General features: G+C 70.1%; 30 protein-coding genes. 17 read left to right on the top strand and 13 right to left on the bottom strand.

Going from position 1 to position 26484, the window contains the following annotated elements; translation table 11 throughout:
* The first annotated feature begins 29 nt into the window (after nt 1-29).
* Nucleotides 30-713, top strand: coding sequence for a hypothetical protein (locus FNF32_RS01485; RefSeq protein ID WP_143796446.1), 684 nt, complete (start codon nt 30-32; stop codon nt 711-713).
* A gap of 15 nt (nt 714-728) precedes the next feature.
* Here FNF32_RS01485 and FNF32_RS01480 read toward each other — a convergent pair whose 3' ends face one another.
* Nucleotides 729-1118, bottom strand: coding sequence for an ArsR/SmtB family transcription factor (locus FNF32_RS01480; protein WP_131675476.1), 390 nt, complete (start codon nt 1116-1118; stop codon nt 729-731).
* Between the two features lie 176 nt (nt 1119-1294).
* On the opposite strand from FNF32_RS01480, the gene FNF32_RS01475 reads away from it, so the two are divergent.
* The 5 genes from FNF32_RS01475 (at nt 1295) to FNF32_RS01450 (ending at nt 4578) form a co-directional block, all read left to right on the top strand.
* Nucleotides 1295-1744, top strand: a complete 450-nt coding sequence (locus FNF32_RS01475) for an AtpZ/AtpI family protein (RefSeq protein WP_185961815.1) — start codon at nt 1295-1297, stop codon at nt 1742-1744.
* A gap of 37 nt (nt 1745-1781) precedes the next feature.
* A complete protein-coding gene (locus FNF32_RS01470; RefSeq protein WP_131675475.1) occupies nt 1782-2531 on the top strand; it encodes a F0F1 ATP synthase subunit A in 750 nt (249 codons plus the stop codon).
* Nucleotides 2532-2591: 60 nt separating this feature from the next.
* Nucleotides 2592-2846, top strand: coding sequence for a F0F1 ATP synthase subunit C (locus FNF32_RS01465; RefSeq protein ID WP_131675473.1), 255 nt, complete (start codon nt 2592-2594; stop codon nt 2844-2846).
* A 530-nt stretch (nt 2847-3376) separates the two neighbouring features.
* On the top strand, nt 3377-4012 hold the full coding sequence (locus tag FNF32_RS01455; RefSeq protein ID WP_143796444.1) for a F0F1 ATP synthase subunit B': 636 nt from the start codon (nt 3377-3379) through the stop codon (nt 4010-4012).
* The gene (locus FNF32_RS01450; RefSeq protein ID WP_131672730.1) at nt 4009-4578 is read left to right on the top strand and encodes a F0F1 ATP synthase subunit B; all 570 of its coding nucleotides are present in this window, start codon (nt 4009-4011) and stop codon (nt 4576-4578) included. The genes FNF32_RS01455 and FNF32_RS01450 overlap by 4 nt, the downstream gene beginning before the upstream one ends.
* A gap of 133 nt (nt 4579-4711) precedes the next feature.
* Here the strand turns inward: FNF32_RS01450 and FNF32_RS01445 are convergent, their stop codons facing one another.
* Nucleotides 4712-5401 (bottom strand): YiaD family glycine zipper/OmpA-like lipoprotein, encoded by a 690-nt coding sequence (locus FNF32_RS01445; RefSeq protein ID WP_131672731.1) that lies wholly within the window; start codon nt 5399-5401, stop codon nt 4712-4714.
* 273 nt (nt 5402-5674) lie between these two features.
* On the opposite strand from FNF32_RS01445, the gene nth reads away from it, so the two are divergent.
* Both nth and FNF32_RS01435 read left to right on the top strand, forming a co-directional pair.
* Nucleotides 5675-6325, top strand: a complete 651-nt coding sequence (gene nth, locus FNF32_RS01440) for an endonuclease III (RefSeq protein ID WP_425467876.1) — start codon at nt 5675-5677, stop codon at nt 6323-6325.
* A 60-nt stretch (nt 6326-6385) separates the two neighbouring features.
* Nucleotides 6386-7387 (top strand): adenosine kinase, encoded by a 1002-nt coding sequence (locus FNF32_RS01435; RefSeq protein WP_143796443.1) that lies wholly within the window; start codon nt 6386-6388, stop codon nt 7385-7387.
* Nucleotides 7388-7506: 119 nt separating this feature from the next.
* Here FNF32_RS01435 and FNF32_RS01430 read toward each other — a convergent pair whose 3' ends face one another.
* The 7 genes from FNF32_RS01430 to FNF32_RS01400 all read right to left on the bottom strand — a co-directional run bounded on the left by FNF32_RS01430 (nt 7507) and on the right by FNF32_RS01400 (nt 15255).
* Nucleotides 7507-9690 carry a 3-hydroxyacyl-CoA dehydrogenase NAD-binding domain-containing protein gene (locus FNF32_RS01430; RefSeq protein WP_131672734.1) on the bottom strand — a complete coding sequence of 728 codons (2184 nt, stop codon included), beginning with the start codon at nt 9688-9690 and terminating at the stop codon, nt 7507-7509.
* Nucleotides 9687-10184, bottom strand: a complete 498-nt coding sequence (locus FNF32_RS01425) for a cupin domain-containing protein (protein ID WP_131672735.1) — start codon at nt 10182-10184, stop codon at nt 9687-9689. Before FNF32_RS01425 ends, FNF32_RS01430 begins: the two co-directional genes overlap by 4 nt.
* A complete protein-coding gene (locus FNF32_RS01420; protein WP_131672736.1) occupies nt 10184-10651 on the bottom strand; it encodes a cupin domain-containing protein in 468 nt (155 codons plus the stop codon). The genes FNF32_RS01425 and FNF32_RS01420 overlap by 1 nt, the downstream gene beginning before the upstream one ends.
* 2 nt (nt 10652-10653) lie before the next feature.
* On the bottom strand, nt 10654-11865 hold the full coding sequence (locus FNF32_RS01415) for an acetyl-CoA C-acetyltransferase (protein WP_131672737.1): 1212 nt from the start codon (nt 11863-11865) through the stop codon (nt 10654-10656).
* A gap of 12 nt (nt 11866-11877) precedes the next feature.
* Nucleotides 11878-12504 carry a glutathione S-transferase family protein gene (locus tag FNF32_RS01410; protein ID WP_131672738.1) on the bottom strand — a complete coding sequence of 209 codons (627 nt, stop codon included), beginning with the start codon at nt 12502-12504 and terminating at the stop codon, nt 11878-11880.
* A gap of 302 nt (nt 12505-12806) precedes the next feature.
* Nucleotides 12807-14582, bottom strand: coding sequence for an acyl-CoA dehydrogenase C-terminal domain-containing protein (locus tag FNF32_RS01405; RefSeq protein ID WP_131672739.1), 1776 nt, complete (start codon nt 14580-14582; stop codon nt 12807-12809).
* Between the two features lie 238 nt (nt 14583-14820).
* Nucleotides 14821-15255 carry a MerR family transcriptional regulator gene (locus FNF32_RS01400; protein WP_131672740.1) on the bottom strand — a complete coding sequence of 145 codons (435 nt, stop codon included), beginning with the start codon at nt 15253-15255 and terminating at the stop codon, nt 14821-14823.
* A 184-nt stretch (nt 15256-15439) separates the two neighbouring features.
* Here FNF32_RS01400 and FNF32_RS01395 point away from each other — a divergent pair, with 184 nt between their 5' ends.
* From FNF32_RS01395 to FNF32_RS01385, 3 genes are read left to right on the top strand one after another with little or no spacing between them, the layout of a single operon-like run.
* On the top strand, nt 15440-15865 hold the full coding sequence (locus tag FNF32_RS01395; protein WP_131672741.1) for a PaaI family thioesterase: 426 nt from the start codon (nt 15440-15442) through the stop codon (nt 15863-15865).
* A 1-nt stretch (nt 15866) separates the two neighbouring features.
* Nucleotides 15867-16370 carry a PaaI family thioesterase gene (locus tag FNF32_RS01390; protein WP_131672742.1) on the top strand — a complete coding sequence of 168 codons (504 nt, stop codon included), beginning with the start codon at nt 15867-15869 and terminating at the stop codon, nt 16368-16370.
* A 4-nt stretch (nt 16371-16374) separates the two neighbouring features.
* Nucleotides 16375-17724, top strand: a complete 1350-nt coding sequence (locus FNF32_RS01385) for an MATE family efflux transporter (protein ID WP_246087627.1) — start codon at nt 16375-16377, stop codon at nt 17722-17724.
* Between the two features lie 100 nt (nt 17725-17824).
* Here FNF32_RS01385 and FNF32_RS01380 read toward each other — a convergent pair whose 3' ends face one another.
* Nucleotides 17825-18139: a DUF1476 domain-containing protein gene (locus FNF32_RS01380; RefSeq protein WP_131672743.1), complete on the bottom strand. Its 315-nt coding sequence runs from the start codon at nt 18137-18139 to the stop codon at nt 17825-17827.
* 141 nt (nt 18140-18280) lie between these two features.
* Here FNF32_RS01380 and purC point away from each other — a divergent pair, with 141 nt between their 5' ends.
* From purC to rnr, 5 genes are read left to right on the top strand one after another with little or no spacing between them, the layout of a single operon-like run.
* Nucleotides 18281-19039: a phosphoribosylaminoimidazolesuccinocarboxamide synthase gene (purC, locus tag FNF32_RS01375; protein ID WP_131672744.1), complete on the top strand. Its 759-nt coding sequence runs from the start codon at nt 18281-18283 to the stop codon at nt 19037-19039.
* A gap of 11 nt (nt 19040-19050) precedes the next feature.
* Nucleotides 19051-19290: a phosphoribosylformylglycinamidine synthase subunit PurS gene (purS, locus tag FNF32_RS01370; RefSeq protein ID WP_131672745.1), complete on the top strand. Its 240-nt coding sequence runs from the start codon at nt 19051-19053 to the stop codon at nt 19288-19290.
* Nucleotides 19287-19430 (top strand): hypothetical protein, encoded by a 144-nt coding sequence (locus FNF32_RS01365; protein ID WP_221930635.1) that lies wholly within the window; start codon nt 19287-19289, stop codon nt 19428-19430. Before purS ends, FNF32_RS01365 begins: the two co-directional genes overlap by 4 nt.
* Nucleotides 19427-20230 (top strand): formate dehydrogenase accessory sulfurtransferase FdhD, encoded by an 804-nt coding sequence (gene fdhD, locus FNF32_RS01360; RefSeq protein WP_221930634.1) that lies wholly within the window; start codon nt 19427-19429, stop codon nt 20228-20230. The genes FNF32_RS01365 and fdhD overlap by 4 nt, the downstream gene beginning before the upstream one ends.
* A 57-nt stretch (nt 20231-20287) precedes the next feature.
* The gene (rnr, locus tag FNF32_RS01355; protein ID WP_131672746.1) at nt 20288-22549 is read left to right on the top strand and encodes a ribonuclease R; all 2262 of its coding nucleotides are present in this window, start codon (nt 20288-20290) and stop codon (nt 22547-22549) included.
* 21 nt (nt 22550-22570) lie between these two features.
* Here rnr and FNF32_RS01350 read toward each other — a convergent pair whose 3' ends face one another.
* Nucleotides 22571-22873: a hypothetical protein gene (locus FNF32_RS01350; RefSeq protein WP_131672747.1), complete on the bottom strand. Its 303-nt coding sequence runs from the start codon at nt 22871-22873 to the stop codon at nt 22571-22573.
* A 103-nt stretch (nt 22874-22976) separates the two neighbouring features.
* On the opposite strand from FNF32_RS01350, the gene FNF32_RS01345 reads away from it, so the two are divergent.
* Nucleotides 22977-24545 carry an ATP-dependent DNA helicase gene (locus FNF32_RS01345; RefSeq protein ID WP_246087626.1) on the top strand — a complete coding sequence of 523 codons (1569 nt, stop codon included), beginning with the start codon at nt 22977-22979 and terminating at the stop codon, nt 24543-24545.
* A 3-nt stretch (nt 24546-24548) separates the two neighbouring features.
* Here FNF32_RS01345 and FNF32_RS01340 read toward each other — a convergent pair whose 3' ends face one another.
* Nucleotides 24549-24935, bottom strand: coding sequence for an SUF system Fe-S cluster assembly protein (locus FNF32_RS01340; RefSeq protein WP_131672842.1), 387 nt, complete (start codon nt 24933-24935; stop codon nt 24549-24551).
* A gap of 106 nt (nt 24936-25041) precedes the next feature.
* Nucleotides 25042-26421, bottom strand: a complete 1380-nt coding sequence (gene rimK, locus FNF32_RS01335; protein ID WP_131672748.1) for a 30S ribosomal protein S6--L-glutamate ligase — start codon at nt 26419-26421, stop codon at nt 25042-25044.
* Between the last annotated feature and the right edge of the window lie 63 nt (nt 26422-26484).

Below are 26484 nucleotides of genomic sequence, written 5' to 3'. Positions count from 1 at the left end.
CGGCACCCGGCTCAGCAAAGGAACACGCCATGTCCAAGCTTTCGCGTCATCTTTTCGGCACGGCACCCGGCCTGGCTCTTGGCATGGTCCTGACGGCCGCCTCGCCGGGATTCGCCCAGACGGCCGCCCAGACGGCCGCACCGGCGCCCGCCGCGCCCGCGGCCCCGGCGCCCGTCGCCGCAGCTGCGGGCGGGTGCGCGGGACTTGCGGCGCTGCAGGCCCGCCGCGCCGACATCGACAAGGTGACGTCGCTGCTGCGCGACGGGCTCGCGCCGGCAACCACCCTCAACTCGCTTTACAGCGACACGGCGGATGAAATGGACACGGCGCTGGCCGGGGCCGATTACGACGCCGCCTGCTACCGCAGCATCGCGGCCGAGGTGACGGCGATGGACGCGGCCGACGGCGACGACGCCTCGCCCGCCGCCTCGGTCGGATCGACGCTGTCGTCGTCGATCGCCAAGTCCTGCGAAAAGCAGACCACGGTCGAGGGGATCAAGACCTGCCTGTCGGACACGGTCGCGTCCGTCGCCGACGGCACCTACCCCGAGGGCTATCTGCTCCGCGTCCTGCGCGCGCTGCCGATCGAGACGGTCAAGCCCGACGACGCCCAGACCCGCGAGATCCTGGAATACGTCAAGGGCGAGGTCGCGGCCGAGCGGATGACGACGAGCCAGCAGGGCGACCTGACCAAGCGGCTTCTGGGGCTTTAAGCGCCCGTTCCGCGCCTAAGCCGCCGGGTCGGGGTCGAACCCCAGCCCGCGCAGCTCGGCCGCCAGGAACCGCTCGAAATCGTCGAGGTCCACCGGGTCGAACTGCCCGAACCCGCGCATCCAGACCGAGGCCGCGCGCATCCCGTCCGGGTCCAGCTTGCACCAGGTGATCCGCCCGCGCCGTTCCTGCACGATCAGCCCGGCGGCCGCCAGCGTGGCCAGATGCTTCGAGATCGCGGCAAGGCTGATCCCGAACGGCTCGGCCACGTCGGTCACGGCCATGTCGTCCTCGAGCAGCATGCCCAGGATCGCGCGGCGGGTCGGATCGGCCAACGCCGAAAAGACGGCGTCAAGCTCGGCCGCGCGGTGGGGCGGGGTGTCGGGGCCGGGGTCGGGATCGGACAGGGCGGGGCCTTCACGTTCAACTGTGCGGTTGAATGATGACGGCTCGGCGGCCGGTCCGCAAGCGGATGCGGCATTGGCCGTTTACGCCGATCCAACGAAATCAGCCACTTACGAGATCGTCCGTTCCGGTTGACTCGTGCGCGCAGCACCCCTATCAGCACCGCAACCGACAGGGGATGCCGCGCGTGGCAGAGGATCGCCAGCACGACGCCGAACGCCGCCGCGACGCCGAGCGCCTGCGCGCGCTCGAGGATCGGCTGGCCCGGACGCGCGGCGTGGAACCGATGTCGCGGGAAGGCGAGAAATACCAGCAGGCCAACCAGGCCTGGCGGATGGTGATCGAGCTGGTGGCCGGTCTGGGGATCGGCTTCGGCATCGGTTACGGGCTTGACCAGCTGTTCGGCACCACGCCGATCCTGCTGGTCCTGTTCATCCTTCTGGGCTTTGCGGCCGGGGTGAAGACGATGATGCGGACGGCGGCCGAGATGACGGGCGCGCCGAAACCCGCGCCGGGACAGCCGGCAGAGATTGCGCCGGCACCGCCGGCAGGGACAACGCCGGCAGAGCCGGCAGGGACAACGCCGGCAGAGCCGGAAGGGACGAAGGGGACGCAGCGTGGCGACTGAAGCGCATGGCGAAGCAACGGGCCTGGTTTTCCACCCGATGGACCAGTTCATCGTCCGGCCGCTGTTCCGCGACATCGTGCCCGGCACCTGCGACGCCGCGACGGGTGTGACCGACGGCTGCCTGCGCTGGTTCGAGCCGACGAACGTGACCCTGTGGCTGATGCTCGCGGTGCTGGCCATCACGGCGCTGTTCGTGCTGGGCACCCGCGGCCGCGCGCTGATCCCGTCGCGGGTCCAGTCGATGGCCGAGCTGAGCTACGGCATGGTCCACAAGATCGTCGAGGACGTGGCGGGCCGCGACGGCCTGAAATACTTCCCCTACGTCTTTACCCTGTTCTGCTTTGTCCTGTTTGCGAACCTGCTCGGCCTGCTGCCGATGTCGTTCTCGACCACCTCGCACATCGCGGTGACGGCGGTGCTGGCGCTGCTGGTGTTCTTCGGCGTGACGATCCTGGGCTTCGTTAAGAACGGGTCGGACTTCCTGGGCCTCTTCTGGGTCAAGTCCGCGCCGCTGGCGATGCGCCCGCTGCTCGCGGTGATCGAGGTGATCTCGTACTTCGTGCGCCCCGTCAGCCACTCGATCCGACTTGCGGGCAACGTCATGGCCGGCCACGCCGTCATCAAGGTGTTCGCCGCCTTTGCCGCGATCGCCGCCGTGTCGCCGGTCACCATCGTCGCCATCACCGGGATGTACGCGCTGGAAGTGCTGGTCGCCGTCATCCAGGCCTATGTGTTCACCATGCTGACCTGCGTCTACCTGAAGGACGCGCTGCATCCCGCCCACTGACGGGCCGCGGTCCGCATCAGTCCACCAATTTCCTTTCCATACCCTCAAGGAGCTTTACGCATGGAAAACGAAGTCGTCGCCGCCGTGGCATCCGCCGACTGGGGCAAGTACATCGGCGCGGGCCTGGCCTGCATCGGCATGGCCGGCGCCGCGATGGGTGTGGGCAACGTTGCCGGCAACTACCTGTCGGGCGCGCTGCGCAACCCGTCGGCCGCCGCCTCGCAGACCGCGACGCTGTTCATCGGCATGGCCTTTGCCGAAGCGCTCGGCATCTTCTCGTTCCTCGTCGCGCTGCTGCTGCTGTTCGCAGCCTGATCCCCGCGCCAACTCCTTGCTTTTGGGTGGGGGCGTCGAAAGACCCCTCACCCGATTGTAATCTGCAGGCCACAACCGCCGGCTAGGGACAGGACATGATCAGCCTTTTGCAGCAGACCGCCCCAGCCGCGGTCGGAACGACCCCCCCGGGTCCGGTCAGCACGTACACCGTGCCCCTGACCGAAGCCCCCGCGGACGCGCCCCCGGCGTCGCCCGTGACCATCACCTATGACTCCACCCCGGCCACGGACGCGGCTGCCGGGTCCGACGCGCCGATCGCCGAGGTTCCCGCACCCGACCTGCCTGCGGCGAACCTGTCCACGACGGGCGCGCCTGTCGTCGTCGACGCACCGGTCGTCGACGCACCGGTCGTCGAAGCGCCTGTCGTCGAAACGCCCGTCGTCGAAGCGCCTGTCGCCGAAGCGCCCGCCGCCGTCGTCACGACCGACCCGCAGGCGCATGCCACCGACGCGATCGTCGTCCCGGACGCGACCGGCGCCGCGACTGCCCCCGCCGTCCCCGAGGTCGGGATGGGCCACGCGCCCGTGGCCGCCGATCACGCCACGACCGCCGTCGTCGACGGCGCGCACGGCGCCGCGACCCACGTCGTGGCTGGCGCCGACGCGCACGGCGCGGCCGCGGCCGGTGCCCACGACGCGGCCGCGTCGGCCGGGATGCCGCAGCTCGACTTCTCGACCTTCGGCAACCAGATCTTCTGGCTGCTGGTCGCGCTGGCGCTGATCTACTTTGCGCTGTCGCGGGTGGCGCTGCCGCGCATCAACCGCATCCTCGCCGACCGGCAGGGGTTGATGACCAACGACCTGATGGCCGCCGAGGACTTCAAGCAGAAGGCCAAGGACGCCGAGGCCGCCTATGACAAGGCGCTGGCCGACGCCCGGGCCGAGGCGAACAAGATCGTCGCCGCGAACCGGGCCGAGATGCAGGGCGAACTGGACGCGGCGATCGCCAAGGCCGATGCCGAAATCTCTGCCCGCACGGTCGAATCCGAACGTCGCATCGGCGAGATCCGCGCGTCCGCCGAAACCGACGCCCGCACGGTGGCTTCGGACGTCGCGGCGGAACTGGTCCGCACCTTCGGCGGCCAGCCCGACGCGGGCACGCTGGGCCAGGCCGTGGACAAACGCATGAAGGGAGCCTCGCAATGATCGCCCGTTCCACCCTGTTGCTGGGCGCTCTCGGCGCGGTTCTCGCGTCGCCGGCGGTTGCGGCGACCGGCCCCTTCGTCTCGCTTCGCAACACCGACTTCGTGGTGCTGCTGGGGTTCCTGCTGTTCGTGGGCATCCTGCTGTATTTCCGCGTCCCCTCGCGGATCGGCAAGATGCTGGACACCCGGGCTGAGGGCATCCGCGCCGACCTGGCCGAGGCGCGCCGCCTGCGCGACGAGGCGCAGGAGATCTATGCCAGCTACGAGCGCCGGCAGCGCGACGTCGCGGGGCAGGCCGACGAGATCGTCGCGAACGCCAAGCGCGAGGCGACGGCCCACGCCGCCAAGGCCAAGACCGACCTCGAGGATTCGATCCAGCGCCGCCTGAAGGCTGCCGAGGATCAGATCGCCTCGGCGGAATCGGACGCGGTCCGCGCGGTGCGCGACCGTGCCGTGCAGGTGGCGATCGCCGCCGCGTCCGAGGTGCTGGCCGCGCAGTCGGGCGCATCCGACCGCAGCGCCGGCATCGACCGGGCCATCGACAACCTCTCGCACCAGCTGAACTGACGTCCTTCGCGCCGACGCGACCGGCGGCGCTGCACGACAAGGAAACCCCGGGCCAGCGGTCCGGGGTTTTCTTGTCGTGCGTAGGCGAACGGGGGCGAACGGGGGCCGGGCGATCCGGCCCCCCGCAGCCGCGTCAGCGGTTCGGGCGGATGATGATTTCCACCCGGCGGTTCTGCGACCGTCCGGCGGGGGTGTCGTTCGACGCGACCGGCTGGCTTTCGCCCTGGCCGCCCGCCGCGATCCGCTGCGACTGCACGCCGCCCGCGATCAGGATGTTGGCGACCGACTGCGCGCGGCGCTGCGACAGCTGCAGGTTATAGGCGGCCTCGCCGGTGCTGTCGGTGTGGCCGATGACCTGCACGGTCGAGTTCGGGTACTGGCGCAGGTTCTGGGCGACGGCCAGCAGGTCCGACTGGGCCGGCCCCGACACGGCGGCGCTGTCGGTGGCGAACAGCACGCCCTCGGGCAGGACCACGTTCAGCGTGGTGCCGGTGTTGACGACCTGCACGCCCGGCGTTGCGATCTGCGACTGCAGCGCGCGCTGCTGCGCATCCAGCGTCGCACCGACCGCCGCGCCGGCCAGACCGCCGACGATGGCGCCCCGCGCCGCGTCGCGCGCCTTGTTGTTGCCGTCGCTGTCGCGCACGGCGCCCAGGATCGCGCCGGTCGCGGCACCCGCGATCGCGCCCTGCTGCGCGCGCGACATGCCGCCGGGGGGCGTGCCCACGGCAGCGGTGCCGCCCGTGGTTCCCATCGGGGTCGTACAGGCGCCGAGCGCAACCATGCTGGCACCTGCGGCCAGAAGCGAGAGGCGAGACATCATGTGGTGGTTCCTTTCCATCCTGCCGCGGCGCATGGCCGCACCATTCCGGACTGAAACTGTGGCCCGGCGATAAGGTTTCGTCACGAAAACAGGATCGGCGGAAATCCGGCCGTCGCGTCAAGGTGTTGGCCCCGGCGCGGTGGCTCCGCGCTTGCGCGGGCGCGCCGCGCGGGGCATCACCGGCAGATGGCCAGCCCCACCCCCGCAAGCCCGCCGTCACCCACCCCGCCGCCGCGCAAGCCGCGCAAGCCGCGCCAGACGCCCGGGGCGCGCCTGCCCGCGCCGCTGCCCTATCCATTGCAGGTCCGCGCGTTCCAGCTGCTGCGCGACACCAACCCGCAGCCGGAAACCGAGCTTCTCTACCATGACGCCTTCACGCTGCTGGTTGCGGTGGCGCTGTCGGCGCAGGCCACGGATGCAGGCGTGAACCGCGCGACGCCCGCGCTTTTCGACGCGGCGCCCGACCCCGCGGCGATGGTGCAGCTGGGCGTCGAGGGCGTGACCGAGCACATCAAGACCATCGGCCTGTTCCGCCAAAAGGCGCGCAACGTCGTCGCACTGTCGCAGCGCCTGCTGGACGACTTCGGCGGGCAGGTGCCATCGTCGCGCGCGGCGCTGATGTCGCTGCCGGGCGTGGGCCGCAAGACGGCGAACGTGGTCCTCAACTGCATCTGGGCAATCCCCGCGCAGGCGGTGGACACCCACATCTTCCGCGTGGGCAATCGCACCCGCCTTGCCCCCGGACGCGACGAGGTCGAGGTCGAGCGCGCGATCGAGGACAACGTGCCGGCCGAGTTCCAGGGCAACGCCCATCACTGGCTGATCCTGCACGGCCGCTACATCTGCCAGGCCCGCCGCCCGCGCTGCCCGATCTGCCCGATCCGCGACATCTGCCCCTACGAGCCCAAGACGACCGACCCCTGACCCGCTTGCCGCGGGGCGCCGCACGCTGCAAAGGTCGGTCGGACACAGCAGGGGTTCATCATGGCGGCACATCAGGTCATCGGCATCGGCAACGCGGTCATGGACGTGATCGGCCCGGCGGACGACGCGAGCCTCGCGGCGCTCGGCGTCCAGAAGGGCATCATGCAGCTGATCGACCAGGCGCGGGCCGAGGTGCTGACCGCCGCGCTCGACGCTGGCCGCGATGCGTCGCGGCTGGTGCCGGGCGGGTCGGTGGCGAACACCTTGGCCGGAATCGGCCGGCTGGGGCAGACGACGGCCTTCATCGGCCGGGTCGCCGACGACGACCTCGGCCGCGGCTATGCCGACGCGACGGCCGCCGACGGCACCGACTTCGTGAACGCCCCGGTGAGCGGGGCGGAGCTTCCGACCTCGCGCTCGATCATCCTCGTCACGGCGGACGGCGAGCGGTCGATGAACACCTATCTCGGCATTTCGGCCGAACTGGACGAGGGGGACGTGGACCCGGCGCTGTTCGCGGGCGGGAGCTGGCTCTTTCTCGAAGGCTACCTGTTCGACAAGCCCAAGGGAAAGGCTGCGTTCCTCAAGGCGGCGTCAGCCTGCCACGCGGCGGGCGGGCAGGCGGGGATCGCGCTCAGCGATCCGTTCTGCGTCGACCGCCACCGCGCCGACTTCCGCCGGCTGGTCGCGGGGCCGATGGACTACGTCATCGGCAACATCCACGAATGGCAGGCGCTCTACCAGGTCGAGGATCTGGACACCGCGCTGGCGCTGGCCGCCGCCGATTGCGGCACGGTGATCTGCACCCGCTCGGGCGAGGACGCGATCCTGATCCGCGAGGGCGAGCGCGTCACCGCCCCGGTCCACCGCATCACGCCGGTGGACGCAACCGGGGCGGGGGACCAGTTCGCGGCGGGGCTGATCTACGGCCTTGCCACCGGCAAGCCGCTGGCGGTCGCGGGCCGCATGGGCTGCATCGCGGCGGCCGAGGTCATCTCCCATCTCGGCGCCCGGCCCGACCGCGACGTGATGGCGCTGTTCCGGGACGAGGGCCTCGTCTGACCCGCAAACGAAAAGCGCGCCCCGGACAACCGCGGCGCGCTTCTTCTTTGCCGAAATATCCCCGCCGGAGGCAGGCCGGGCCGCAGGGCCCGGCCTTTTCCGTAGGGCGGCCTTCGGGGTCAGGCGGCCTGCTTCGCCTGCGGCCCGAAGCGGCCGTAGAAGCTTTCGCCCTTTTCCGCCATCTCGCGCAGCAGCGCCGGCGGGGTGAAGCGGTCGCCGTAGGTGGCGGCCAGCCGTTCGGTCACTTCCACCGCGCGTTCGGCGCCCAGGATGTCCAGCCAGCCGAACGGGCCGCCCGACCACGGCGCGAAGCCCCAGCCCAGGATCGCGCCCACGTCGCCCTCGCGGATGTCGGTCAGCACGCCCTGTTCCAGCGCCCGCACCGCCTCCAGCGCCTGCACGAACATCAGCCGCTGCTGCACATCGGTCAGGTCCGGCTGGCCGTCGGCGCGCGGGAACTGCGCGTCCAGCCCTTCCCACAGGTCCTGCCGCTTGCCGGCCTCGTCATAGGCATAGAAGCCCGACTTGGACTTCTTGCCCATCCGGCCCTGGTCGGCCATCCAGAAGATGACGTCGTCCACGTCCGCATCGACATACTCGCCGCCCATCGCCGCCTTGGTCGCCTTGGCGATCTTCACGCCGAGGTCGATCGAGGTCTCGTCGATCAGTTGCAGCGGCCCCAGCGGCATCCCCATCATCTTGGCCGCGTTCTCGATCAGCGTGGGGTTCACCCCCTCGCCGACCATCCGCACGCCCTCGTTGATGTAGGGGATGATGCAGCGGTTGGCATAGAAGAACCGGGCGTCGTTGACGACGATCGGGGTCTTGCGGATCTGGCGCACGAAGTCGAGCGCCTTGGCCACCGCCACGTCGCCGGTCTGGGCGCCGCGGATGATTTCCACCAGCAGCATCTTGTCGACCGGGCTGAAGAAGTGGATGCCGATGAACTGGTCGGGGCGCGACGACGCCTTGGCCAGCTCGCCGATCGGCAGGGTCGAGGTGTTGGTGGCGAAGATCGCGTCCGCCGGGATCACCGCCTCGGCCTTTTTCGTCACGTCGGCCTTGATGCCCACGTCCTCGAACACGGCTTCCACGATCAGGTCGCAGCCTTCCAGCGCAGCGTAATCGGTCGTCGCGTTGATGCGGCCGAGGACCTGGGCCTTCTTCTCTTCGGTGACCTTCTTGCGGCTGACGCCCTTGTCGAGCAGCCCTTCGGAATAGGCCTTGCCGCGGTCGGCCGCATCCTGGGCCGCGTCGATCAGCACGACCTCGATCCCGGCATTCGCGCTGACATAGGCGATCCCGGCGCCCATCATGCCCGCGCCCAGGATCCCGACTTTTCGCACGGTCTGGTCGGGCACGGAGGGACGGTTCGCGCCTTTTTCCAGCGCGCCCTTGTTGATGAACAGGCTGCGGATCATGTTGCCCGAGGACGGGTTCATCAGCACGTGGGTGAACCAGCGCGCCTCGATCTTCAGCGCGGTGTCGAACGGCACCAGCGAGCCTTCGTAGACCGCGCTCAGCAGCGCGCGGGCCGCCGGATAGACGCCCAGCGTCTTGCCGTGGACCATCGCCGCGGCGCCGAGGAAGGTGGTGAAGCCCGCCGGGTGATAGGGCGTGCCGCCGGGCATCTTGAAGCCCTTGGCGTCCCACGGCTTGACGATGTCGGCGTCGGTCGCCTTCAGCACCCACTCCTTGGCCGCGGCGACCGGATCGTCCGCCACCTCGTCGATCAGCCCCGCCGACTTCGCGGCGGCCGGATCGCTCAGCTTGCCTTCCAGCAGGAACGGCGCGGCCGCCAGCACGCCCAGCTTGCGCGCAAGGCGGGTGGTGCCGCCGCCGCCGGGGAAGATGCCGACGTTGATCTCGGGCAGGCCGATCTTGCCCTTGGGCGCGGCGAAGATGCGGTGCGTGGCCAGCGGCAGTTCCAGCCCGATCCCCAGCGCCGTCCCGGTCAGCGCGGCGGCGACGGGCTTGCCGCCCTTGAGCGTCTTGGGGTCCATGCCCGCGCGCTCGATCTTGCGCAGCAGCGCGTGCAGGCTCATGACCCCGTCGAACACGCCCTGCGCGCCGCCCGCGTCCTTCATGTCGGCGATGGCGTTCAGGTCCATCCCGCCGGCGAAGTCGTCCTTGCCGCTGGTGATGACGATCCCCTTGACGGCATCGTCGGCCAGCGCGTCGTCCATCAGGCGGTCAAGCTCGCCCGCGCCGTCGAAGGACAGCACGTTCATCGACTTGCCGGACACGTCCCAGGTGATGACGGCGACGCCGTCGTCGCCCTTCTGCATGGTGAAATCGGTCATTCGTTCTCTCCCTTCGGCGCGAGGTTCCGGGGTCCGGCCCAGTCGCTGCCGTCATGATAGGTCAGGCGGATCGCGCCGCCCGAAAGGTGCATCTGCATGTCCACGTCGCTGTAGGTCGCGGTCTCCTGCGGGGCGCGGGTGCCCACGACAAGGAAGACGGCCCTAGCGCCCGAGCGGTTGACGAAGCGGTGGCCGTTCGCCACCCCCGCCTTCCACGCGGCGCAATCGCCGGGCCGCATGGGCGTCTCGCCCTCGTCCTCGACCAGCACCAGCTCGCCCTCGGTCACGATGGCGAACTCGTCCTCGTTGAGGTGCCAGTGCCGCAGCGAGGCCGCGGCCCCCGGCTCCAGCGTGACGAGGTTCGCCCCGAACTGCGTGAGCCCGGCAAGATCGCCGAGGCGGCGCGATGAGCGGCCGGCGACCTCGGCCCTGTAGGGGTCGGGATAGCTCGACTCCGTCCGCAGCGGCGCCGCCTCGATGTCGAGCTTCGGCATCAGGCGCCCCCCCGTTTCGGGTAGGGCGTTCCGTCGACATGGGTGTAGCCTTGGGGCGTGGCCAGCATGTCGCAGCCCGGATAGGTGGTGACGTTCTGCGGATCGCGGGTGCCGACGATCAGGTAGGTCGCGGGCTCGGCGGTGTGGTTCTTCAGCGTGTGCGCGACCGGCGTGCCCGCCTTCCAGCAGCAGGCGTCGCCGGGGCCGATCACCGTGCCCTCGCCGTCCTCGATGACGGTGATGCTGCCCGAAAGCATGTAGAGGAACTCGTCCTCATGGCTTTCCCAGTGCATCTGAGAGCTGTGCCCGCCCGGGTGCAGCGTCTCGAACGCGGCGCCGAACTGGGTCAGCCCGCCGGCATCGCCGAGCGCGTGATAGGACAGCTGCCCCGACCCCTGGTTGTAGGGGTCGGGATAGCCCGACACCGCGTCCGTCCGCGCAACGCTGTCCTTGCGGAGGATCGCCATCGTCACACCCGCTCGATGATCGTGCCCGCGCCCATGCCGGACGCGACGCACAGCGTGGCGTAGCCGACCTGCTTGTCCTGGCGTTCCAGCTCGTCCAGCAGCGTCCCGATCAGGATCGCGCCGGTCGCGCCCAGCGGATGGCCCATCGCCATCGCGCCGCCGTTCACGTTGACGATCGCCGGGTCCACGTCGAACGCCTGCATGAAGCGCAGCACGACCGAGGCGAAGGCCTCGTTCACCTCGAACAGGTCGATGTCCGAGATCGCCATGCCGCTTTGGCGCAGGATGCGTTCGGTCACCGGGACCGGGCCGGTCAGCATGATCGTCGGATCGGTGCCGATCCGGGCGGTCGCGCGGATGCGGGCGCGGGGCTTCAGCCCCATCTGCTCGCCCCATTCCTTGGTCCCGATCAGCACCGCCGCCGCGCCGTCCACGATCCCCGACGAGTTGCCCGCATGGTGGATGTGGTTGATGCGGGGCAGGTGCGGGTATTTCAGCATCGCGACCTTGTCGAAGCCCGGCATGACCTCGCCCATGTCCTTGAAGCTGGGCTTCAGCGCCGACAGGCTGTCCATCGTCGTGTCGGGCCGCATGAACTCGTCGCGGTCGAGGATGGTTAGGCCGTTCTGGTCCACCGCCGGGACGATGGACTTGGCGAACCGCCCCTCGTCCCACGCCTGCTTGGCGCGGCGCTGCGATTCCACGGCCAGCGCGTCGGCCTGTTCGCGGGTGAAGCCGTATTCGGTCGCGATGATGTCGGCCGAGATGCCCTGCGGCACGAAATAGGTCTTCATCGCGACGGAGGGATCGACGGCGATGGCGAAACCGTCGCTGCCCATGGCGACGCGGCCCATCATCTCGACCCCGCCGGCAAGGTAGGCCTGGCCCGACCCGCCCTTCAGCTGGTTGGCTGCCATGTTCACGGCCTCGAGGCCGCTGGCGCAGAACCGGTTGATCGAAACGCCGGGGATCGCCTGGTCGAGATCGGACGCGAGCACGGCCGACCGCGCAAGGCAGCCGCCCTGTTCCATGACCTGGGTGACGTTGCCCCAGATCAGGTCCTCGACCGCGTGGCCTTCAAGGCCGTTGCGCTGCTTCATGGCATTGAGCAGCCGCGCCGACAGCGCCATCGAGGTGACCTCGTGCAGGCTGCCGTCGGGGCGGCCCTTGCCGCGCGGGGTGCGGGCGGCGTCAAAGATGTAGGCTTCGGTCATGCGTCCTCTCCTTCACGCCCGGTCGGCAGGGCTGCCGGGCATCAGATCATAGGGATGTTTCCAGCCGGGCAGGGCCGCGATGCGGTCCAGCCAGGCGTCGATATGCGGCCAGTGGGCCCGGTCGAACCCGAAGGGTTCGGGGTAGTACAGATAGCCGCAGCAGGCGAAATCGGCGATCGTGGGGGCGTCGCCTGCGACCCAGTCGCGGGTGGAAAGGCGTCCGTCGAGCAGCTTGTAGGCGGATTTCAGGCGCGCTTGCTGGAACGCGATCACTTCGTCTGGCCGCTTTTCGGCCGGCACGAAGTTGGCGAGAAAGCGCGTCGTTCCCGCCTGGCCCGACAGCTTGTGGTTGTCCCACATCAGCCAGCGCAGCACCTCGTCCGGGTCGGTGCCGCCGAAGCGGCCGGTGCGCCGTGCCACGTGCAGCTGGATCACCGCCGACTGGCTCAGCGTCAGGTCGCCGTCGCGCAGAACCGGCACTTCGCCCATCGGGTTGATCGCCCGGAACTCGGGCGTGCGGGTCTCACCGTTGAAGAAGTCGACGTGGACCGGTTCCCAGTCGAAGCCCGACAGTTCCATCGTCAGCGCCGCCTTGTAGGCGTTGCCGGATTCGCCGAAGCACCAAAGCTGCGCGGTCATCCATCCCTCCCCTGCCGCAAGCCGGGGGCTGCGCGCCCCCGGACCCTGCGGGATATTTTCACAAAGAAGAACGGGCGCGGTAACGCTTCCTCAACCATTCCGCGCGAGGATCGGCGGGCGGGACAGGCTGGGAAGCCGATGGCCGCCAAAGGAGAAAGCCCCGGTTCCGCCACTGATGCCCACGGGCCGCGCGGGATCGGGGCCGCGCCGCTTCTTCTTTGCCCAAATATCCCCGCCGGAGGCGTCGGCACGGTGCCGCAAGCGCGGCGCCGACGCCCTGCGGGGGGGACGATCGCCATGGATCAGAACCGGTCGGCGGCCAGCGCCATCACCGGTTCGGACCCCGACCGGATCCGCGCAAGGTGGGTCGTCGTCATCGGCAGGTGCCGCGCCATGTAGTAGCGCCCCGTGACCAGCTTGTCGCGCAGGAACTCCGCGTCGCCCTCGCCCGCGGTAAGCGCCGCCTGCGCCGCGACCGCCATCCGCGACCACATCAGCCCCAGCGCGGTGTGGCCGAACAGGTGCATGAAATCGTAGCTGCCCGACAGCGCGTCGTTCGGGTTCGACATGCCGCGTTCCATGAAATACGTGGCCGCCGCCTGCAGGTCCTTCGAGGCCGCCTTTAGCGGATCGAGGAACTGCGCCTTCAGCGTCTCGTCGCCCTCGTTTTCCTTGATGAACGACCGGACCATCTCGAAGAAGGCCATGACGTGCTTGCCGCCGTCCTGCGCCAGCTTGCGGCCCACCAGGTCCAGCGCCTGCACGCCGTTCGCGCCCTCGTAGATCATGGTGATGCGGGCGTCGCGGACGAACTGCGACATGCCCCATTCCTCGATGTAGCCGTGGCCGCCATAGACCTGCTGCGCCTGCACCGCGCCGTCGAAGCCCTTGTCGGTCAGGAAGCCCTTGATGACGGGGGTCAGCAGCGAGATCAGCCCGTCCGCGTCCTTGTCGCCGTTATGCGACTTGTCGATCATGTGCGCGGCCCAGAGCGCGAGCGCCCGCGCCCCTTCCAGGAACGAACGCTGGTCCATCAGCATCCGCCGCACGTCCGGGTGGACGATGATCGGGTCGGCCGGGCCCGCCTTGTTCTCGGCCCCGGTGACGGCGCGGCCCTGCAGGCGGTCGCGGGCATAGTCCACCGCGTTCTGATAGGCCGCCTCGGCCGCGGCGTAGCCTTGCAGCCCCACGCCCAGCCGCGCCTCGTTCATCATGGTGAACATCGCGCGCATGCCCTTGTGCAGGTCGCCCAGCAGCCACCCCTTCGCCCCGTCGAAGTTCATGACGCAGGTGGCGTTGCCGTGGATCCCCATCTTTTCTTCAAGCTTGCCGACCGACACCGCCTGGCGGTCGCCCAGCGAGCCGTCGTCGTTGACGAGGAACTTCGGCACGATGAAAAGGCTGATCCCCTTGGTGCTTTCCCCGCCGCCCGGCGCCTTGGCCAGCACCAGGTGGATGACGTTGTCCGACATGTCGTGGTCGCCGGCCGAGATGAAGATCTTCTGGCCGGTGATGGCGTAGCTGCCGTCGTCCTGCGGTTCGGCGCGGGTGCGCAGCATGCCCAGGTCGGTGCCGCAATGCGGCTCGGTCAGATTCATGGTGCCGGTCCATTCGCACGACACCATCTTGGGCAGGTAGGTCTGCTTCTGCTCGGGCGTGCCGTGGGCGTGGATCGCCGAATAGGCGCCGTGGGTCAGGCCCTGGTACATGTTGAAGGCGAGGTTGGCTGACACGAACATCTCGCCAGTGGCCAGCCCGATGATGTGGGGCATGCCCTGGCCGCCGTATTCCGGGTCGCAGTCGAGGCCGGTCCAGCCGCCCTCGCGGACCTGGTCGAACGCGGCCTTGAAGCCCGCGGGCGTGCGGACCACGCCGTTTTCAAGCACGCAGCCCTGCGCGTCGCCGACCTTGTTCAGCGGCTCCAGCACGTCCGAGGCAAGCTGGCCGGCGGCGTCCAGGATCGCGGCGGTGAAGTCGCGGTCCAGCTCGTCATGGCCGGGCAGGCCGGACTGCGACAGCTTGAGGACGTCGTGAAGCAGGAACTGCATGTCCTGGACGGGGGCAACGTAACGGGTCAAGGCGTTCTCCTTCATCGGCGGGGAAGGCGGCGGACCTTGCGCGGCAAATCCCGCGACACCCCCCGCAACGTCCCCGCACGTTCCGATCTCGGGCGGGAATATAAGCACCCGTTCCGCAGCGCCCACCGCAGACGTGGCGTCATCGAACGCGCCGGCCGCGTGCCGTCGCGTCAGCTTCGCAGGCGGGGCGCGCCGCGGCCGCGGGCGGTCACTCGTGCCGCCGCCCTTGCCAGCGTTTTCAGCCGGCCGCCGATCCCTGCGCCGATCCTTGCGCCGACCCTTGCGCCGCGCGCGCGTCGATGTCCGTCACGATCACGGCCGCTTCCTCGCGCAGGCTGCGCAGGTCGGCCATCGCGGCCTCGAGTTCCTGGCGCTGCTTGTCCAGCAGGCCCAGCTGCCGGTCGGCCTGCTCGATCCAGACCGTGTACTGCTCGCGCGTGCCCTTCTGCTGGTAGATCAGCAGCCACTGGCGGATGTCCTCGAGCGAAAAGCCGAAGCGCCGGCCGCGCATGATGAGTTTCATGCGCGCGATCTCGCGCGGCCCGTAAAAGCGGGACCGGCCTTCGCGGCGCGGGTTCAGCAGTTCGATGTATTCGTAATAGCGAAGGGTGCGCGGCGTGACGTCGAAACGCGCGCACATCTCCTTGAAGCTGATGAAGGTTTCTTCGGTCATGCACACTCCACCCGTTCTGGCAAGGATAGTGCGGGCGCGGCCCGGCTTCAACCGCGCTTCAAGCGTGCTTCGACCGCGCTTCAACCGCGCGCGTGCCGGGGGGACGCTGCGCGGTGCGGCTTGCCAGCGTCGGCCACGCGGCGCAAGTTCGGCCCGGATCAACGATACCGGAAGGAACGGGTGGATGGCGCAGGACGACGGGCGCACCAAGGCGGCGCATGATTTCCTGACGGCGCTGCCGCATGTCAAGGCGCTGGGCGGCCGCCTGATCGCGTTCGGCGAGGCGAGCGCCGAGATCGAGATGGACTGGCGCGAGGAACTGGTGGGCGACCCGCGCACCGGCGTCATCCACGGCGGAGTCGTGTCGGCGCTGATGGACACCTGCGGCGGCGCGGCGGTCATGGCCCATCCCGAGAAACCCGTGGGGACCGCGACCATCTCGCTGCGCATCGACTACATGCGGGCGGCGACGCCGCGCCAGAAGCTCAGGGCGCGGGCCGAGTGCTTTCACATGACCCGCAACGTGGCGTTCGTGCGCGCGCTGGCGCTCGACGACGACGAGACGCGGCCGGTGGCCACCGCGACCGGGTCCTTCACGGTGGAGCGCTGAGATGGCCGACCGCAACGAACCGCTGGCGCTGGTCAAGACCCGCCGCGACGCCGCCGTGTCCGCGATCGTCGCGGCGGTGCCCTATATCGCCTGGCTGGGGATCCGCTTCGACCGGCGCGGGGACGAATTGACGGCGGTCATGCCGTTCGCCGACAAGCTGATCGGCAACCCGGTGCTGCCCGCAATCCACGGCGGCGTCACGGCCGCGTTCCTGGAAATCGCGGCCACGGTCGAACTGACCTTCGTGTCGCTGTGGGACGATCTCGAGGCGGGGCGGATGGTGCCCGACGCGGCGGTGCCGATCGCGATCCCGCGGCTCGCCAAGACGATCGACTTCTCGGTGGACTACCTGCGCTCGGGCCTGCCGCGCGACAGCTATGCGCGCGCCCGCGTGGTGCGGCTGGGGCGGCGCTATTCCAGCGTGCAGGTCGAGGCGTGGCAGGACAACCGCGACCGGCCCTTCGCGCAGGCGAACGGCCATTTCCTGATGCCGCAGAGAAGCTGAGCGAATGGCCGAAGCCACCACCCCGGCGGCGGAGCGCGGTTCGGGCCGCAAGGCCATGGGCGAGATCACCAGCCGACGCGTGCTTGCCATCGCGCTGCCGATCGTGCTGTCGAACGCCACCATCCCGCTGCTGGGCATGGTCGATACCGGTGTCGTGGGCCAGCTTGGCCGGGCCGAGCCGATCGGCGCGGTGGCGATCGGCGCGGTGATCCTGACCTCGCTCTACTGGGTGTTCAGTTTTCTGCGGATGGGCACGTCGGGGCTGGTCGCGCAGGCCCACGGCGCGGGCGACGCCCGGGCATCGGGCGCGCATCTGCTGCGCGCGCTCGCCATCGCCGGGGTGGCGGGGGTCGTCCTGATCGCGTTGCAGGGGCCGCTGGTCGGGATCGCCTTCCGGCTGTCGCCCGCGTCGGCCGAGGTCGAGGCGCTGGCCCGCGACTACCTGTCGATCCGCATCTGGGGTGCGCCCGCGACCATCGCCATGTACGCGCTGACCGGCTGGTTGATCGCGGTCGAACGGACGCGGTCGATCCTGGCGGTGCAGATGCTCATCAACCTCGTCAACATCGGGCTGGACCTGTGGTTCGTGATGGGGCTGGGCTGGGGCGTGCCGGGCGTTGCCTGGGCGACGCTGGCAGCGGAATGGTCGGGGGCGATGCTGGCCCTGTGGCTGGCGCGGGCCGCGATCCGCGAGGGGATCGGCGCGGGCGGATTGTGGGCGCGGGCCCACGTCATGCGGCTGCTGCGCGTCAACAGCGACATCATGGTGCGGTCGGTCCTGCTGCAGGCGTCGTTCACCAGCTTCATGTTCCTGGGCGCGGGGCAGGGCGACGTGCCGCTTGCCGCAAACCAGGTGCTGCTGCAGTTCTTGGGCATCATCGCCTATGCGCTGGATGGGCTGGCCTTCGCGGCCGAGTCGCTGGTGGGGCAGGCGGTCGGCGCGCGCCGCCCCGACCTGGTCCGGCGCGCGTCGATCGTGGCGAGCGCCTGGGCCTGCGGCGCCGCCGTGGTGATGGCGGTGCTGTTCGCGGTCGCGGGCGGCGCGCTGATCGACGTGCTGACGACCGCGCCCGAGGTCCGCGAGGTCGCGCGGCGCTATCTGCCCTGGCTGGTCCTGATGCCCGTCGTGGGGGTCGCAAGCTGGATGCTGGACGGCATCTTCATCGGCGCCACCCTGACGCGCGAGATGCGCAACGCCATGCTGCCCGCGGTCGCGATCTTCGGGGTCGCCGCGCTGACGCTGCCGCCGCTGTGGGGCAATCACGGGTTGTGGGTGGCGCTGGGGCTGCTGAACATCGCCCGCGCGGTGATGCTGGGCCGGCAGTATCACCGGGCCGAGGCCGCCGCCGCCTGAGACGGGGGCCTCCGGCGGGGATATTTTCCGGACAGAAGATCGGCCGCGCGGGGTGGCGCGGCCGTGGGGGCGTGGTTCGGCCGTATGGGCGGGGCGGGGCTTACGCCTCGTCGATGACCTGGCGGCGGGCGAGGGCGCGCATTTCCGCCATCTTGGCGCGGATCGCGGCCGCGTCGGTCTTGCCGGCCAGATCCGCCTCGAGCTTGCGGAACACGTCTTCCTCGCCCGGTTCCTCGAAGTCCGAGGTCACGACCGTCAGCGCGTAGGTCCGCGCGTCGTCGCCGGTCTTGCCCAGAAGCCCCGCCGCCCATTCGCCGAGCAGGCGGTTGCGCCGCGCCTCGGCCCGGAAGCGCAGGTCGGCGTCGTGGGCGAACTTCGTCTCGTAGGCGTGCTCGCGGTCGTCGAAGGTGGTCATCTTTGGCCTCCATCAAGGGTCGTGCATGGTATGGCCAGCCGCGCGCCCGCCCGCAACCCTGCTGTTGGCGCGCGCCCCACCGGACCATTGCCCCGGATGGCGCTTCTGGCCTATAGCGCGCATGAAAAGGGGGATCCCGCCATGGCACCACGCCGCAAGAAGATCTACGAAGGCAAGGCCAAGATCCTGTACGAAGGGACCGAGCCCGGCACCCTGATCCAGTATTTCAAGGACGACGCGACCGCGTTCAACGCCCAGAAGAAGGCGGTGATCGAAGGCAAGGGCGTGCTGAACAACCGCCTGAGCGAGTTCTTCATGCAGGGCCTGACCAACATCGGCGTCCCCAACCACTTCATCCGCCGCATCAACATGCGCGAGCAATTGATCCGCCAGGTCGAGATCATCCCGCTGGAGGTGATCGTGCGGAACTTCGCCGCGGGCTCGATCTCGAAGCGGCTGGGGCTGGACGAGGGGACGGCGCTGCCGCGCCCGATCGTCGAATACAGCTACAAGAACGACGAACTCGGCGACCCGATGGTCAGCGAGGAATACATCATCGCCTTCGGCTGGGCCAGCCAGCAGGACATGGACGACATCGTCAGCCTTGCGCTGCGCGTCAACGACTTCCTGTCGGGCGTGTTCTACGGCGTGGGCATCAAGCTGGTGGACTTCAAGATCGAGATCGGGCGGATCTGGGACGGCGACTTCATGCGGCTGATCGTGGCCGACGAAATCTCCCCCGACAGCTGCCGCCTGTGGGACGTCAAGACCGAGCAGAAGCTGGACAAGGACGTGTTCCGCCGCGATCTGGGCAGCCTGACCGACGCCTATACCGAGGTCGCGCGCCGCCTGGGCGTGATGCCCGCCGCGCCGACCCCCAAGCCCACGCTCATCAACTGAAGGGACCGCCGATGAAAGCCCGCGTCACGATCATGCCCAAGGCCGGCGTCCTCGACCCCCAGGGCGAGGCGATCCGCCACGCGCTGGGCGGCCTTGGCTTTCAGGGCGTGGACGGCGTGCGGCAGGGCAAGGTGATCGAGCTGGACCTGGCCGCGACCGACCGCGCCGCGGCCGAGGCGGAGGTCGCGCGCATGTGCGAGCGGCTGCTGGCCAACACCGTCATCGAAAGCTGGCGGGTCGAGCTGGCTTGACCCGTCCCGGCGCCCATTTGCAGACGGGCGCGGCGGGATACCCGGCTTTCCGGCCGACCTACCCGGCAGGGCTTGCCGCCGGACTGGCGGCGCTGGCGCCCGACCGGGCGCTGGCCGTCGATGTGGGGCGCGCCGTGTGACCGGCGTCCCGCTGCGGCGCTGGGACGGGGCCGCGTGGGGTGCGGCGGACGCGCGGCCGATCCCCGAGGAAGCGGCGGTCGCGATCGTCATCGACGGGGCGAGCCAGGCGGTGCTGATGGCGACGCCACACGACCTGCGGGACTTCGCCACCGGCTTCGCGCTGACCGAGGGGCTGATCGCCGCGCCCGCCGACATCACCGGGTTCGAGGAGGTGGCGGTCGCGCCCGCCACGGACCTTGCGTTGGCGGCGGTCGAGGCGCGGCTGTGGCTGCGCCCGGGCCTTGCGGCGGGCCTGGCAGAGCGGCGGCGGGCGATGGTGGGGCCGGTCGGCTGCGGGCTGTGCGGCGTGGACAGCATCGCGGCGGCGCTGCCGGCGGTGGTGCCGGTGCAGTCCGACGCGCGGTTCGGCCCGGGCGACGTGGCGGCGGCGATGGACGCGCTCGCGGCCGGTCAGGTCCTGTGGCGCGCGACGCCCTCGATCCACGCGGCCTGCCTGTGGACCCCCGGCGGGGCGCTGGTGCGCGAGGACGTAGGGCGGCACAACGCGCTCGACAAGCTTGCGGGGGCGGCGGCGCGGGCCGGGGCGGATGCACGCGCGGGGATCGTCGCGATGACCTCGCGCATCTCGGTCGATCTGGTCCAGAAGGCCGCGCGGATGGGCGCGCCGGTGCTGGCCGGGGCCGGGGTGCCGACGCGGCTCGCGGTCGCCTGGGCCGATGCGGCCGGGATGACGCTCATCGGGCGGGCGCGGGACGGCGCGTTCGATCTTTTCACCCATCCCGCCCGCATCGAACCCTGATCGCCCCGGCGCCGTTTGTCCCTGCCGCTTGACCTGCGGGCATGATAGGACCGCGCCATGAACCAGTTGCCCACCCGCCAGCAGATCCTTGACTGGATCGCCGACAATCCCGACGCCACCGCCAAGCGCGACATCGCCAAGGCCTTTGACATCAAGGGCGCCGCGCGGATCGAGCTGAAGCGCATGCTGAAGGACCTTGAGGGCGAGGGGCTGCTTGGCCGCCGCCGCGGGGCCTATCGCGACGCGGGCAAGCTGCCGCCGGTCACGGCGGTCCAGATCCTGCCGCCCGACGCCGACGGCGACATCTTCGCAAAGCCGGTGGAATGGCAGGGCGAGGGCGCTGCGCCGCGCATCCTGTTCGCGCCCCGCGACGGCGACCCGGCCGTGGGTGCGGGCGAGCGCATCCTGGCCCGGCTGGTCGAGACCGGGGGAGAGGATCATCAGTATCAGGCGCGGCTGATCCGCCGGATCGGGACCGTGGCCCACAAGATCGTCGGCATCTTCCGCAAGGAAGCCGAGGGCGGGCGCATCCTGCCCATCGACAAGGGGCAGGACCGGACCTGGCGCGTGCGCGGGGACGCGACGCAGGGCGCGCAGGACGGCGAGCTGGTCGAGGCGGAACAGGCCGGCCCCCGCGACCGCATGGGGTCCGCGCCTTGGGCGCGCGTCACCGACCGGCTGGGCGATCCGTCGGCGCCGCGCGCGGTCAGCCTGATCGCGATCCACCAGCACGGCATCCCCGACGATTTCCCCGACGAGGTGATCGCCGAAGCCGACGCCGCCAAGCCCGCGACCATGACGGGGCGCGAGGACCTGCGCCCGCTGCCCCTGGTCACGATCGACCCGGCCGATGCGCGCGACCATGACGACGCGGTCGCGGCGATGCCCGACGACGATCCGCGCAACGAAGGCGGGATGGTGATCTGGGTCGCCATCGCCGACGTCGCGCATTACGTCCGGCCCGGCACCCCGCTTGACCGCGAGGCGCGGCATCGCGGGAACTCCAGCTATTTTCCCGACCGCGTGGTGCCGATGCTGCCGGACGTGCTGTCGGGCGATCTGTGTTCACTGCACGAGGGCGTGGACCGGCCCGTCATCGCGGTGCGGATGCGGCTGGACGCGAGCGGCGAAAAGATCGCCCACGACTTTCATCGCGGCATGATGCGAAGCGCGGCCTCGCTGTCCTACGAACAGGCGCAGGCGGCGGCGGACGGCAGCCCGGACGCGCAGGCGGCGCCCCTGATGGACGACGTGATCCGCCCGCTTTTCGCCGCCTACGAGCTGCTGAAAAAGGCACGCGCCCGCCGCCAGCCGCTGGACCTCGACCTGCCGGAACGCAAGATCGTCCTGACCGAGGACGGGCGGGTGCAGTCAGTGAACTTCCGCGACCGCTTCGACGCGCACCGGCTGATCGAGGAGTTCATGATCCTCGCCAACGTCGCCGCCGCCGAGGAGCTGACGCGCCTGCGCCGCCCGCTGCTGTTCCGCATTCATGAGGAGCCCAGCCCCGAAAAGCTGGACGCGCTGCGCGAGGTGGCGGAGGCGTCGGGGTTCTCGCTCGCGCGGGGGCAGGTCCTGCAGACAAGCCAGTTGAACCGGCTGCTGGGACAGGCCGAGGGGACGGATTTCGACGAGCTCATCAACATCTCGACCCTGCGGTCGATGACGCAGGCCTACTACCACCCGGCGAACTTCGGGCATTTCGGGCTGGCGCTGAAAAGCTACGCGCATTTCACCTCGCCCATCCGCCGCTATTCGGACCTGATCGTCCACCGGGCGCTGATCTCGGGGCATGACTGGGCGAAATCGGACGGGCTGTCCGCGGCCGACATCGAGATGCTGGAACAGACGGCCGAGCAGATCAGCAACACCGAACGGCGCAGCATGGCGGCCGAACGCGACACGACCGACCGCTACCTCGCCGCCTTTCTGTCGGAACGGATCGGGGCCGAGTTCACGGGCCGGATCAGCGGCATCCAGCGCTTCGGCGCCTTCGTGAAGCTGGACGAGACAGGGGCCGACGGGCTGCTGCCGATCCGCGAGATCGGGAACGAATATTTCCACTATGACCGCGACGCGCAGACGTTGGTGGGGTCCGAAACCGGCACCCGGCTGGGCGTGGGCCAGCGCGTCAAGGTGCGGCTGGCCGAGGCGATCCCGCTGACCGGCGGCCTGACGCTGGAGCTGGTCGAGCTTGACGGCAAGGGGATCGTAGCGGGCGCGAAGGGCAAGCGCGGCAAGGGTCCGCGCCGCAAGCCCGCGCGCGCCGCCCGCGAGGGCGAGGCGCGCGCCCGCAAGCTGCGCCGCATCCGGCACTAGGACGGCGGCGCGGCTGCAGGGTCAGTAGTTCCCGGGCGGGTCGCTGGCGGGGAAGGATTCGTCCAGTTCCTCGTCAAGCCTGGTCCAGCGGCGCGGCCGGTCGCGCATTTCCTCAGGTCCGGCGGCGCGGACGTAGTCGCTGGGGCGCGGGGCGGGCGTAGTTGCAGGGTTGCGGTCGGGGACATCCGGGTCCGCCGCCTCGGCCCGGCTGGCGGCGCCGCTGGCGCAGACCGCGGACCAGACCAGCCATGCGGCCCCCGCGACGACGATCAGGGGCAGAACGGATGGGCTGCGGCGGTATCTGCGATGGCGGTGAGATTGCATCTAGGGTGCGTCCTTGCATGGGCCCGGCGGGCGTTGATCGCTTTCGCAACGCCCGCGCCGCGCCCCGGGTTGCCCGTGCCGCCATGCAGGATAGGATGCGTCGATGCAGCAATCCCTTTCCATGACGACCCCGGCCCCACCCGCCGGCCCCGAGCTGTCCGCCGACCAGGCGGATGCGTGGGATGCCTTGGCCGAGGCGCTGGCGCAGGCGGGCGTGGACCTTGTATCCCAGGAACTCGCGCCGCCGCAGCCGGGCCGCGCGCGGGTCATGGCGGTTCTGGGCAAGGCCGGATCGGGCAAGACGCTGCTGCTGGCGGAACTGACCCGCGCGCTGGTCGCGGCGGGCGTCCATGTCGTCAGCGGCGACTACGAATCCAAGCGCCGCAAGGATGCGCGCACGGTGGCGATCCTCGCCCCCACCAACAAGGCGGCGTTCGTGCTGCGGACGCGCGGCGTGCCCGCGACCACGATCCACCGCATCCTCTACACGCCCGTCTATGACCCGGAATACGAGCGGCTAGCGGAATGGCTGGCCGGCAACGGCGAGCGCCCCGTGATCGAGGGGTTGAGCGACGCGGCGCTGGACCGCGCGCTCGCCTTTTACCAAAGCCACGGCTCGATCCCCGGCGCGCTGGCGGCGGCGGGGTTGCGCGGGTCGGACTTCATCCAGGGCTGGAAGCGGCGCGAGGATGCGCTGGACATCGGCCTGATCGACGAGGCGTCGATGCTGGACCAGCGCCAGTTCGACGACCTGCGCGAGATATTCCCGCTGCTCGTCCTGTTCGGCGACCCCGCGCAGCTGGCCCCCGTGGGGCAGTCGGGCGACATGGTGTTCGACACCTTGGCCGCGCCGCAAAAGCGGATGCTGAGCCGCATCCATCGGCAGGCCGAGGGGAACCCGATCCTCGACCTCGCCCACGCGCTGTCCGATCCGGCGGTGGATTTTGCGGCGTTCGAGCGGCTGGTCCGCGATGCCTCGACCCGCGATCCGCGCGTGGTCTGGGCGGAACGCGTCGAAAGCGACCTGATGGCGCGCAGCCCGGTGCTGGTCTGGCGCAACGCGACCCGGGTGCGGCTGATCTCGGCGTTCCGCGCGGCCCACGGCGCGCCGGGCGACGCGCTGCTGCCGGGCGAGCCGCTGATCTGCGACGGGATCGAACTGCCGCTGAAGCACCGCAAGAAGCGCATCGACCTTGAGGCGCGAGGCCTCATCAAGGGGGCGCAGGTGGTCTATCTGGGGGCGGGCAAGAAGCCGGGCTTCGCGCGGCTGCACGTGATCGGCGCGCCCGAGCCGCGCATCTCGGCCGCGTCGATCATCAAGATCGAGACGCCGGACGTGGACGAGCCGTTCATCCCGTCGGCCGCGCATATGGGGGCCACGTTCCTGCACGGGGCGGCGGTCACCATCCACAAGGCGCAGGGGTCGCAGTGGCCCGACGTGCAGGTGTTCGCCCCCGACATCAGCGCCGCCGCCTGGGCCAACCGGACCGAAGCCGGGCTGCCGCTGTGGAAGCGCCTTGCTTATGTCGCGATCACGCGGGCGCAGGACCGACTTCTGTGGGTGACGAAGGCGCGGCTGGCGCGGCCGCAGGCGGGGCTTGGGACCGAGGACCTGACGGTCGATGCGGCGCCGCTGACGCTGGAAGCGCAGGCCGGGGACGAAACCGCCTGAGCGTTACATGAACCCCAGTTCCAGCCGGGCCTCGTCTGACATCATGTCCATGCCCCATTGCGGCTGGAACGTCATTTCGACGTCCACCTGCCGGACGCCCGGCAGCGGCTCGACCGCGTCGGCGACCCAGCCCGGCATCTCGCCCGCGACGGGGCAGCCGGGGGCGGTCAGGGTCATCACGATGCGGACGGCGTTCCCGGCGTCGATCTGGATCGTGTAGATCAACCCAAGGTCGTAGATGTTGACCGGGATTTCCGGGTCATAGACGGTCCGGCACGCCTCGACCACGCTGTCGTACAGCGGATGGTCGGTCGTCGAGGGCGCGATCAGCGGCGCGCCTTCGGGCAGGGCGGTCGGGGCCGTCTGCGGGGTGTTGGTCGCGTCGTCCATGGTGGCCTTGATCCCGTCGAACTCGACCAAGGATATAGGGTGTCGAACCCGTCAGGAAAAGCCTGACCGCGCCGGGTACTGGGCGAGGTGGCGCCGGGCGGGCCGCTCAGCTCTTCTTGCGGCGTGCGGGCGCGGGGCGAACGCGGCGTTCGATTTCCAGATACACCAGTTCGGCGATGTTGCGGTCCGTCGCGGCCTCGATCCCCTCGAACCCGGGCGAGGAGTTCACTTCCAGGATCTTCGGCCCGTGGGCCGAGCGCAGCATGTCCACGCCCGCCAGCCCTAGCCGGAAGGCGCGGGCGGCGCGGGTGGCGATGTCGCGTTCGGCCGGTTTCAGCTTCACCGCCTCGGCCGTGCCGCCCAGATGCAGGTTCGACCGGAACTCGCCCGCCCGCGCGGTGCGGCGCATGGCGGCCACCACCTTGCCGCCGATGACCAGCGCGCGCACGTCCTCGCCCGCGGCTTCCTTCACGAACTCCTGCACAAGAAACTCGGCCTTGAGGCCGCGGAACGCGGTGATGACCGACGCGGCCGCCTTGCTGGTTTCCGCCAGCACCACGCCCTTGCCTTGCGTCGATTCCAGCAGCTTGAGGACCAGCGGCGCGCCGCCGCCAAGCTCGATCAGGTCCTCGGTGTCGCGGGGGGACGAGGCGACGGCGGTCGTCGGCATCGGCAGGCGGTGGCGGGCGAGCAGCTGGTGGGCGTGCAGCTTGTCGCGGCTGGCCATGATCCCGTCGGCGGGGTTCAGGACAAATGTGCCCATCGCCTCGAACTGGCGCAGGATCGCGGTGCCGTAGCTGGTGACGCTGACGCCGATGCGGGGGATCACGGCGTCGTAGCGCGCCAGCCGCTTGCCGTCATAGAACACCGCCGGTTCCGCCGTGGTGATCGCCATGTACAGCCGGGTCGTGTCCAGCACCTCGACCACGTGGCCGCGCGCCTCGCCTTCTTCGACGATGCGAAGGGTCGAATAGGCGCTTTCCTCCCGCGACAGGACCGCGATCCGCAGGCTGCGGCGGGGGGCGTCGGTGCGGACGGCGGCGCTGGAATAGATCTCGTAGCCGAGCGTCGGTTGCAGGAAGCTGTCGAGCGGCGACACGATCATGTCGGGCGTCAGCGCCTGCCGGCCGATGAGCATCCGGTAAGCCATCTGGCCGCGATCGGTCAACGTCATCTCGACCGGCCAGCGGCGGTCGCCGATCGCGATGTCCGAGCGGATGACGAAGCGGTATTCCATGTCGCCGTTGGACGAGATCACCTCGCGCCGGTCCACGATCTTGGCCGAGCAGGGGATCACGAGGTCCTCGCGCCCCGGGATCGGGTGGATCGCGAAGCGGACGCGGGGGGCGTTGGCTGGGCCGAACGGCTCGATGTCAAAGGCGTGCAGCGCCGAGGTGCGCGCGCCGGTGTCCACCTTGGCCTTGAGCGCGGGCAGGCCGAGGTCGGGCAGGGATACCCATTCTTCCCAGCCAAGGCGGAATGTCATCGCGGTTTTTTCCGTTGGTGGCGGTTGCGGGGCGTCGTCTGGCGATGGGTTTTCGTCGGGCGG

Source organism: Paracoccus marinus, assembly GCF_007018965.1.
In the GTDB taxonomy this organism is placed as follows: domain Bacteria; phylum Pseudomonadota; class Alphaproteobacteria; order Rhodobacterales; family Rhodobacteraceae; genus Paracoccus; species Paracoccus marinus.
This window is presented reverse-complemented; position numbering and strand designations above follow the sequence as displayed.

Excerpts from the sequence above, each read along its gene's own strand:
- FNF32_RS01485 (WP_143796446.1), top strand. The coding sequence starts at position 30 with ATGTCCAAGCTTTCGCGTCATCTTTTCGGCACGGCACCCGGCCTGGCT.
- FNF32_RS01475 (WP_185961815.1), top strand. The coding sequence starts at position 1,295 with ATGCCGCGCGTGGCAGAGGATCGCCAGCACGACGCCGAACGCCGCCGC.
- FNF32_RS01470 (WP_131675475.1), top strand. The coding sequence starts at position 1,782 with ATGGACCAGTTCATCGTCCGGCCGCTGTTCCGCGACATCGTGCCCGGC.
- FNF32_RS01465 (WP_131675473.1), top strand. The coding sequence starts at position 2,592 with ATGGAAAACGAAGTCGTCGCCGCCGTGGCATCCGCCGACTGGGGCAAG.
- FNF32_RS01455 (WP_143796444.1), top strand. The coding sequence starts at position 3,377 with ATGGGCCACGCGCCCGTGGCCGCCGATCACGCCACGACCGCCGTCGTC.
- FNF32_RS01450 (WP_131672730.1), top strand. The coding sequence starts at position 4,009 with ATGATCGCCCGTTCCACCCTGTTGCTGGGCGCTCTCGGCGCGGTTCTC.
- FNF32_RS01445 (WP_131672731.1), bottom strand. The coding sequence starts at position 5,401 with ATGATGTCTCGCCTCTCGCTTCTGGCCGCAGGTGCCAGCATGGTTGCG.
- FNF32_RS01435 (WP_143796443.1), top strand. The coding sequence starts at position 6,386 with ATGGCGGCACATCAGGTCATCGGCATCGGCAACGCGGTCATGGACGTG.
- FNF32_RS01430 (WP_131672734.1), bottom strand. The coding sequence starts at position 9,690 with ATGACCGATTTCACCATGCAGAAGGGCGACGACGGCGTCGCCGTCATC.
- FNF32_RS01425 (WP_131672735.1), bottom strand. The coding sequence starts at position 10,184 with ATGCCGAAGCTCGACATCGAGGCGGCGCCGCTGCGGACGGAGTCGAGC.
- FNF32_RS01420 (WP_131672736.1), bottom strand. The coding sequence starts at position 10,651 with ATGGCGATCCTCCGCAAGGACAGCGTTGCGCGGACGGACGCGGTGTCG.
- FNF32_RS01415 (WP_131672737.1), bottom strand. The coding sequence starts at position 11,865 with ATGACCGAAGCCTACATCTTTGACGCCGCCCGCACCCCGCGCGGCAAG.
- FNF32_RS01410 (WP_131672738.1), bottom strand. The coding sequence starts at position 12,504 with ATGACCGCGCAGCTTTGGTGCTTCGGCGAATCCGGCAACGCCTACAAG.
- FNF32_RS01400 (WP_131672740.1), bottom strand. The coding sequence starts at position 15,255 with ATGACCGAAGAAACCTTCATCAGCTTCAAGGAGATGTGCGCGCGTTTC.
- FNF32_RS01395 (WP_131672741.1), top strand. The coding sequence starts at position 15,440 with ATGGCGCAGGACGACGGGCGCACCAAGGCGGCGCATGATTTCCTGACG.
- FNF32_RS01390 (WP_131672742.1), top strand. The coding sequence starts at position 15,867 with ATGGCCGACCGCAACGAACCGCTGGCGCTGGTCAAGACCCGCCGCGAC.
- FNF32_RS01385 (WP_246087627.1), top strand. The coding sequence starts at position 16,375 with ATGGCCGAAGCCACCACCCCGGCGGCGGAGCGCGGTTCGGGCCGCAAG.
- FNF32_RS01380 (WP_131672743.1), bottom strand. The coding sequence starts at position 18,139 with ATGACCACCTTCGACGACCGCGAGCACGCCTACGAGACGAAGTTCGCC.
- purC (WP_131672744.1), top strand. The coding sequence starts at position 18,281 with ATGGCACCACGCCGCAAGAAGATCTACGAAGGCAAGGCCAAGATCCTG.
- purS (WP_131672745.1), top strand. The coding sequence starts at position 19,051 with ATGAAAGCCCGCGTCACGATCATGCCCAAGGCCGGCGTCCTCGACCCC.
- rnr (WP_131672746.1), top strand. The coding sequence starts at position 20,288 with ATGAACCAGTTGCCCACCCGCCAGCAGATCCTTGACTGGATCGCCGAC.
- FNF32_RS01350 (WP_131672747.1), bottom strand. The coding sequence starts at position 22,873 with ATGCAATCTCACCGCCATCGCAGATACCGCCGCAGCCCATCCGTTCTG.
- FNF32_RS01345 (WP_246087626.1), top strand. The coding sequence starts at position 22,977 with ATGCAGCAATCCCTTTCCATGACGACCCCGGCCCCACCCGCCGGCCCC.
- FNF32_RS01340 (WP_131672842.1), bottom strand. The coding sequence starts at position 24,935 with ATGGACGACGCGACCAACACCCCGCAGACGGCCCCGACCGCCCTGCCC.
- rimK (WP_131672748.1), bottom strand. The coding sequence starts at position 26,421 with ATGACATTCCGCCTTGGCTGGGAAGAATGGGTATCCCTGCCCGACCTC.